This window comes from Bradyrhizobium sp. LeoB3 (assembly GCF_055456055.1).
Window position 1 is genome coordinate 125709 of the sequence record NZ_JBVBEF010000011.1, and the last position, 8407, is coordinate 134115.

3 protein-coding genes and 1 pseudogene are annotated in these 8407 nt (G+C 61.9%); 3 read left to right on the forward strand and 1 reads right to left on the reverse strand.

Annotation, left to right across the window (positions count from 1 at the left end):
* The first annotated feature begins 2 nt into the window (after positions 1–2).
* The 3 genes and pseudogenes from ACZXDY_RS11395 to lhpI all read left to right on the forward strand — a co-directional run.
* Positions 3–3407 carry a molybdopterin-dependent oxidoreductase gene (locus ACZXDY_RS11395; protein ID WP_464345544.1) on the forward strand — a complete coding sequence of 1135 codons (3405 nt, stop codon included), beginning with the start codon at positions 3–5 and terminating at the stop codon, positions 3405–3407.
* 48 nt (positions 3408–3455) lie between these two features.
* Entirely contained in the window at positions 3456–4910 is a 1455-nt protein-coding gene (locus ACZXDY_RS11400) for a short-chain fatty acid transporter (protein ID WP_464345545.1), read from the forward strand.
* 225 nt (positions 4911–5135) lie between these two features.
* Positions 5136–5873 (forward strand): annotated as a pseudogene (lhpI, locus tag ACZXDY_RS11405) (bifunctional Delta(1)-pyrroline-2-carboxylate/Delta(1)-piperideine-2-carboxylate reductase); the annotation flags it as partial.
* A gap of 225 nt (positions 5874–6098) precedes the next feature.
* Here lhpI and ACZXDY_RS11410 read toward each other — a convergent pair.
* On the reverse strand, positions 6099–7265 hold the full coding sequence (locus ACZXDY_RS11410) for an acyltransferase family protein (RefSeq protein WP_464345552.1): 1167 nt from the start codon (positions 7263–7265) through the stop codon (positions 6099–6101).
* Between the last annotated feature and the right edge of the window lie 1142 nt (positions 7266–8407).

An 8407-nucleotide genomic window follows, 5' to 3' on the forward strand; every position in this document is an offset into this window, starting at 1 on the left:
CGATGGCTGAGCGCATCCCGGGCTATTGCACGCTCTGCCGATCACGGTGCGGCTCGACCATGGTGGTCGAGAATGGCCGGCTGATCGGCGTCGAGAGCCTGCAAGGGCATCCGACCGGCGGAGCGCTATGTGCAAAGGGCCGCGCCGCACCGGAGATGGTCCATAGTCCGCGGCGGCTGACCAAACCGCTTCGTCGAACTGCGCCGCGAGACGCTGCCGATCCGGGCTGGACCGAAATTTCCTGGGACGAGGCGCTGGACCACATCGCCCGAGAGCTCGGCGGCATTCGCAAAACATCCGGCGCTGAAGCCGTGGCCTTTGCCGTCACCACGCCCAGCGGCACCCCGATGGTCGACAGCTTCGAATGGGTCGAGCGCTTCATCAGGTGCTTCGGCAGTCCAAATCTGATCTACGCCGTCGAAATCTGCGGCTGGCACAAGGACTATGCCCATGCCCTGACTTTCGGCCGCGGTATCGGCTTTCCGGATTATGAGCAGGCCGGCGCCATCGTGTTGTGGGGACACAATCCCGCCCGCACATGGCTTGCCCAGGCGACCCGTATCGGCAATGCGCGACGGCGCGGAGCGCGGGTTGCAGTGGTCGATCCCAAGCCGAACGGATCGGGACAGGACGCTGACCTCTGGCTACGCATCCGTCCCGGCTCGGACGGAGCCCTCGCGATGGGCGCAATCCGGCATCTCATCGCGACAGGATCGTTCGATGCGGGCTTCGTCACGCGCTGGACCAACGGGCCTTTCCTGGTCGACACCAATACAGGCCGCTTCGTTCGTGCCAACGAACTCTGGGACAATCAAGCGTCGGAAGCTTTCGTCGTGCTGGATCAGTCCGGGATGGCGCAGGCCCACGACGCCCGCGTTGCGGCTCTCGATCCTGCGCACTGCAGGCTGAATGGCCGGACGACGCTTGCCGCGCGCGATGGCCGCGTCATCGCTGCGGCGACCGCTTTTCGTCTGCTGGCCACGGAGGCTGCCCCCTACACGATCGCTCGCGTCGCCGAAGTAACTTGGCTCGAGGAGCGCAACATCGCTGCGTTCTACGGCCTGTTCGAGAACAGCCCAAGGCTCGCCTACCACTCGTGGACCGGCGTCGGCCAGCACACCAATGCGACGATGACCGAGCGGGCGATCGCGACACTCTACGCGCTGACCGGCGCCTGCGACCGGCCGGGCGGCAATGTCTGGCCGGTGCCGCCGCCGACGCGGAGCGTCAACGACTATGACTTGTTGCCGCCGGAGCAGAAGGCCAAAGCGCTCGGCATCGACGAATTGCCGCTGGGGCCACCAAGCCGCGGATGGATCACGGCGCGCGACTTCAGCCGCGCCGTGCTCACCGGCGAACCCTATCGCGTCCGAGCGCTGATGAGCTTCGGCACGAACTTCGTGGTTTCTCAGGGGCACTCCTCACGCAATCGCGAGGCATTGCGTGCACTCGACTTTCACGTTCACGTCGACATGTTCATGAATCCGACGGCAGAGAATGCGGACATCATTCTGCCGGCCAATATGCCGTGGGAGCGGGACGCCCTCAAAATCGGTTTCGAGATCACGCAGGATGCCGTCGAGACGATACAATTCCGTCCGCAGATGCTTCCGCGTCTCGGCGAGTGCAAAGCAGACTATGAAATCGCAGCCGAGCTCGCCGTCAGGCTGGGCCTGGCAAACCAATTCTTCGGTGGCGACATCCGCGCTGGCTGGAACCATCAGCTCGCGCCGCTTGGCGTGACGGTCGACGAACTTCGTCGGCATCCGGAGGGCCTGCGCTTTCCCCAGCCGTTCCGGCACGAAAAATACGCAGTGCAGCGGGAGGACGGCACGATCGCGGGCTTTGCCACGCCCACCCGCCGTGTCGAAATCTACTCGGAATTGATGCTCGATCACGGCTACGCGCCGCTGGCAGGCCATATCGAGCCCGCCGAGAGCCCGCTTGCAGACACCCCCGACAGCCGCTTCCCACTGGTGCTCACCACAGCCAAGAGCGGCTGGTTCGTGCACAGCTCGCACCGTCATATCGCCTCGCTTCGCAAGAAAACGCCTGATCCCGCGATCGAGATCACCAGCACGCTCGCGGCGCGGCGCGGCCTTGAGGATGGTGACTGGGCGATCGTCGAGACGTCAACGGGAGAGGTACGGCTGCGCGTGCGGCTGAACGAATCTCTCGACGATCGCATCGCCATCGCCGAGTTCGGTTGGTGGGAGGATTGTCCGCCACTGGGCCGCGAAGCGACCAGCTCCGCTGGTTTTGCGACATCGAACATGAACGACGGCTTGAGCGACGCAACGCGCGATCCGGTCAGCGGCTCGGTGCCGCTGCGGGCGATACGCTGCGACATTCGCAAGGACGAGACCGCGAGCCGTGGCCGCTGGGTCGGCCGGCGCGCTTTCTCGGTCGCCACCGTTCGCAACGAGTCCAACGATGTCGTCGCGCTCGACCTCCTCCCGCGCGATGGCGGCCCGCTTCCCGCGTTCCGGCCGGGACAACACGTCATGCTGGGCCTGCCGGGAATCGATGTGACCCGCGCCTATTCGCTGACCGGCCATGGCGGCCAGGACGTCCTGTCGGTCGCAATAAAGAAACGGCGTTTCGACAATTTGGCCCACACCCGCGACAGCGGTCATCTTTCCGCTCATATCCATCGCCTGACCGTCGGTGATCAAGTCCAGATCGAGGCGCCGAGAGGAATTTTCACCCCGCCGCTGGCGGGTCCCCGGCCTCTCATTTTTCTCGCGGCCGGTATCGGCATCACACCCTTTATGAGTCACCTCGAGGCGCTGGCGGAGCGCGAGCCGACGGAGCGCGTCGCCAAGGTGCTTCTGCTCTATGGTTGCCGCAACGGTGATGAGCATCCCTTTGCCCGGCGGTTGCGGGAGCTTGCAGACCGTCTCCCGGAACTTGATCTCGTCACGGCGTTTTCAGCGCCGCGCGCACAAGATCGTTGCCCAGAGGACTACGACTACATGGGGCGGCTCGACCTGACGGCGATCGATCCAGTGCTGCCGCAGAGGCCCCTCGCCTATCTTTGCGGCTCGCCGCACTTTACGACATCAATGACTGAGCGACTGGTAGAACGGGGCATGCCGCGCTTCGACGTATTCGCGGAGGCGTTCGCATCACCGCCGATCGTGCCGCGGACGTTGCAGCCACAGAAGGTTCACGTCGCCGGTACCGACAAAAGCTTTATCTGGTCGCCTGAACTCGGAACCCTTCTCGATGCCGCTCAGGCCGCGGGCCTGTCTCTTCCCAGCGGTTGCCGTGTCGGCCAGTGCGAGAGCTGCGCCATGCGCATCGTCAAGGGCGCCGTCGCACAACTCGGCGGCGATGTGGGCGCGACGGACCAGTGCCTGACCTGCCAGACGGTTCCTCTCTCCGAACTCACGCTCGCGCTTTGACCGGCAATGACGCGACGAAACCAACACCGACATAATAATGGGGCAGCAATGACCGACGCTACGCATAGAAATTCGTTTCCTGACAAAATGCCGATGCAGACCAACCTGCTTGCAAGGCTCTCGCAGCATATGGTCGCCTTCGCCGAGCGTTGGTTTCCGGATGCCTATGTGTTCGTTCTGATTGCCGTGGTCGTGATCGCGCTCGGCACCATCGTGCATGGAGGCTCACCGCTTGCGGTCAGCCGCGCCTTCGGCGACGGCTTCTGGAATCTCATTCCGTTCACGATGCAAATGGCGCTGGTCGCGATCGGCGGCTATGTGGTCGCGATGTCGCCGCCGGTCGCGGCGGTGCTGCGGCGGCTGGCGGCCGTACCCTCCACCGCGCGCGGCGCTGTGGTCTTCGTCGGTGTCCTCAGTATCGTCCTGTCGCTGCTGAACTGGGGTCTCAGTCTGATCTTTTCCGGCCTACTGGTGCGCGAAATCGCGCGGCGCAAGGACATCAGGCTGGACTATCGCGCGGCCGGGGCGGCTGGCTATCTCGGCCTCGGCTGCGGTTTCACGCTCGGCATCACATCATCAGCCGCCCAGCTTCAGGCCAATGCGGCCAGCATCCCGAGTTCGCTGTTGCCGATCACCGGCGTCATCGGTTTCTCTGAAACGATCCTGACGTGGCAGAATCTGGTCACGACGGTGGTCGTCACCGCGCTATCCGCAGCGATCTGCTACCTGACTGCTCCAGATCCGAGGTTGGTCAAGACCGCCGCGGATCTCGGCGTGTCGCTCGACGACGACCGAATCGAGCCGAAGAAGCCGGCGCGGCCCGGCGATTTTCTCGAGTTCAGTCCCATTCTGACGATCCTGATCGTCGTGCTGGCGCTGGGCTGGCTCTGGCAGACCTTTCAGTCCGGCAATCCGCTGATCACTTTGTCGGGCCTGAACACTTACAATTTCGTCTTTCTGGTGCTTGGCATCCTCTTGCATTGGCGTCCACGCAGCCTGCTTGAGGCTTTTTCCAAGGCGATGCCAAGCGTCTCGGGCGTGCTATTGCAGTTTCCTTTCTACGCCGGAATCGCTCAGATGCTGACCAAGGTGCCGAACAGCAAGGGCGTAACGCTGTCCGACACCATCGCACACTGGTTCGTGGACGCCTCCGCCAACTCGACCGTCTTCTCGTTCCTGGTTGGAATCTATTCCGCGGTACTCGGTTTCTTCATCCCGTCGGCTGGCGGCAAGTGGATCATCGAGGCCCCGTACATCATGAAGGCGGCCAATGAGATCGGGGCTCATTTGGGCTGGACTGTGATGATCTATAACATCGCGGAGACGCTGCCGAACTTCATCAATCCATTCTGGATGCTTCCGCTGCTTGGCATACTCGGCTTGAAGTCAAAAGACCTGATCGGCTACACCTCGGTGCAGTTCTTTGTGCATTTCCCGATCGTCATGATCCTTGCGGCAATCCTGATGACGACGTTCACCTACCACCCGCCAATTCTTCCCTGATCGACCGCTGAGCCGCGCGAACTGACACGCCGGGACGACCGCATTGACGTCCCGGCGTGTCCTCGTCCGGCACGCCGAAGCACAACCTCGATTTGGTTCGGCAACCGCGACAGCATGCGGGCGTCGCGCGAGAGCCGCGACACAAAGTCTTGCAATGAGAAGGCCATGACCGAGAAACAACCGCTGCAGACCATTGATGCAGAGGAGGCGACGCGCCTTCTCCCGATGGATGAGCTGATCCCGCATCTGCGCAGCTTCTTTGTCAGGGGCTGCACTGTGCCGCCGCGACATCATCATACGATCCCAGTTCCGGGCGAGCCGAACGCGACCTTGTTGCTGATGCCCTCATGGCAGCAGAAATCGGAAGCTGATGATCTGCTTGGAGTCAAGCTGGTCGCCGTATTCCCGGGCAACGCCGCGCGCAAGATGCCGGCGCTCACATCGGTCTATCTGCTGTTCGATAGCGGCACCGGTGTGCAACTTGCGACGGTCGCAGGTGACGTCCTTACCGCCAGGCGAACCGCTGCGACGTCAGCGCTCGCGGCGTCCTATCTGGCGCGCGAAGACGCGACCAACCTGCTCATTCTCGGCTCCGGCCGGATCGCAAGCCTTTTGCCGGAAGCCTATCGGGCCGTCCGCGACATTCGCCGGATCAGCGTGTGGAACGTCAACGCCGACAGCGCCATTCGGATGGTGGATCGTCTCCGTGACTCCGGACTGGATGCCGTGTTCGTGTCCGACCTTGAACATGCCGTCAGGACGGCTGATATCGTCACGTCGGCCACTCTGGCAACATCGCCACTGATCAAAGGTGAATGGCTGCAGGCCGGCGTCCATGTCGATCTCATCGGCGCCTTCACGCCGGCGATGCGGGAATCGGATGACGACGTCATCAAGCGGTCCGCCATATTCGTGGACACCTATGAGGCGGCACATGAGGCCGGTGATCTCGTCCACCCGATCGAGGCGGGAATTTTGTCACGTCAGGACTTGAAGGCGTCGCTAGCCGAACGTGCAGCGGCGCCGTTCACGGGCGACGATCGCGCGACGACATCACCATGTTCAAGGCAGTCGGGACCGCTCTGGCGGATCTTGCCGCCGCAGGCCTTGCATACAATACCCGCATACGGCGCGTCGCCCACATCGCGTAACAACGCGACAGGTGCGAAATTGAACGAGCTCGGCGTGTCATGCGTCGAAAGCCGGTCGTGCGCCGCGTACTGTGCCGCCCCTCCGCCGATCCATCAAGCGCCTGACCCAGTCACGCCCGGGCTCCTCGACAAGACGATACGTTGCAACCGACAGCAGGACGGTCAACAACAGCATCGCAATTTGCAGGAGATCACCAAGCCAGAGCGATCCATTCAGAGCGACAACTTTCGTCGGTTCATGGCCCGGGCTCAACGCGTAAGAGACAAACAACTCCGTATGCCTGAGGCGCTCGACGACCATAAGGATGGCCCGCACCACTGCCCTGACGAGCGGATGCAGCATGTAGATCGAATAAGTCAGCGTCCCGATCATGAGCATGGACGGAACCGTCAGCCAACGGCTGACCGCACCACCTTCTCGCGCGTACACCAGAACGACCAGCGTAAACACCAGCGGCGAGGCCACCTGCAGAGTGACGCTGCTTCCAGCGACCGAAACATAGCCCACAACGAGCACGAGACTCGCCGCCTCGAGCAATGTCTCAACGGATGGCGCCAGGCGTGCGCGCAACACTGGGAAGCGCTCTCGCAAATCGAAAGCGAGAACGCCAAGCGCGAAACCATAAAGGCAGCGCACCAACCCATAGTCAAAAGTCGCATTCATCCCGTCCGGGCTGATGGTGGCGAGCACAACCGGCCCCGCAATGATCGGAAGCAGCCAAGGCCAGATTGTCGGCCCGATCCTGCTCACGACGGCGGCGAAGATCACATAGGCGGCGAACTCGGTGCTGATGCTCCAACTCGCGAAGTTCAGCCAGTTCTGCGGATTAACGCCGAGTCCCTGCAGCAGCAGAATGTTGGTGACGATGGCCTGCAAGAGGTTTGGGCCAATACCGTCCTTCGCAGCATCGATGGGAATGAACAGCAGCAAGGTCACGAGATGCAGCGGATAGATCCTCCCAAGCCGCAGGAGGAGGAAGCGGCCCGTGCCGAAGCCCTCAGCGAGACGCGAACGATAATTCGACGCGATGACAAAGCCGCTCAACACGAAGAAGAAATCGACGAAGAGGTAGGCATTTCTGGTGAGCGGCAGGAACGACAGATGGCTGATAACGTCGAAATGAAATAGCGCGACCATGCAAGCGCAAATGCCACGCCAACTATCGAGAGCATGATACCGCGTGATATTTTTGGCCGAGTCCATTGAAAATGGGTAGGCAAGACCTTCCACCGGCACAAGCAGCGGTTGACGCTATGCTTAATGTGGCGCCATCACCGTCACGGGATGTATCTCGCGCCATGGCAAGGACGACGACACCGCCGACAGGGCACGCGAAAGCGGCACCAGCGGCAACATCAGCGACCCGTCTGACCTCGGCGGCGATCTGGAATTACCGGCGCATGGACATCGCTGGTATCGTCGAGCTCGCATCGTATCGTGGCGCGGGGGCTCGCTCGGGCTCAGGCCCTATTTCCATGACGAGACCCAGATCGTGTTGATTCTGTCGGGTTCTCGTGCCTTTTTGTGGCGGCCATCAGAACGCAGCTGGAACCCCAAAGCACATGCCAAGAGAGCGGCCCGTGCAGCAGGCTCGGGTGCCACTTCAGACCTCAAGCAAATTGTCGAGATTGTCGGACGGTTCGGCGCTCACTATAAGGCCGATCACTGCGTGCTATGCAGGGGTACCCATAGTTGAGCGCGGCGCGCTCAACCGAAACCGTAAGCGATTGAAAACACATCGGAATATGGTCGGAGTGGCAGGATTCGAACCTGCGACCCCTGCGTCCCGAACGTAAGTAGCAATCGGAAAGATCAACAAAAACAATGCAGTTTGCTCGCGATTGGCCACCATTATCGCCGTTTATTCACGGTGTTTCGGTGGTCAATTGGTGTTCAGCCTCCAACCTACTCCGATCGCTGGGGTAGGATATCAACGCTCGCGTGGGGTCTAGGGCACGTCGAGCAGTTTGAACTTGTTCCACCCGCGCACGGCTCGGCGCCATGTAAGCCGCGAGCGAGCCAGCGCTCCCTCCCCGTGGGTTCAACGGATCGAGCGGCCCGCTCATGACAGTCTGGCTCCTGGTTGCACCAACCACAATCCGAGGGATTGGCAGCCCGAACGACTTATCGGTTCGCAGCGGACCTGACTCGGAATCGGCCGTTCTAAGCACAATCGAGCCTAAATTAGCGAGCCGTGATCATTCCAGTGCCGCCTGAGGTCCGCCTCCGTCAGCCTCAGTTCCGGCAGGTCCGAGATAAGGTCGGCCTCTAGGTGGTGTGGACAGTTATCTAAGCCATAAGATGATGGCGGCGAGAGTGACGACAGCCCGGTAATTTCGAGCGGT

What these genes read in the sequence shown, in the direction of transcription:
- ACZXDY_RS11395 (WP_464345544.1), top strand. Translation starts at nt 3, where the DNA reads ATGGCTGAGCGCATCCCGGGCTATTGCACGCTCTGCCGATCACGGTGC.
- ACZXDY_RS11400 (WP_464345545.1), top strand. Translation starts at nt 3,456, where the DNA reads ATGACCGACGCTACGCATAGAAATTCGTTTCCTGACAAAATGCCGATG.
- ACZXDY_RS11410 (WP_464345552.1), bottom strand. Translation starts at nt 7,265, where the DNA reads ATGGACTCGGCCAAAAATATCACGCGGTATCATGCTCTCGATAGTTGG.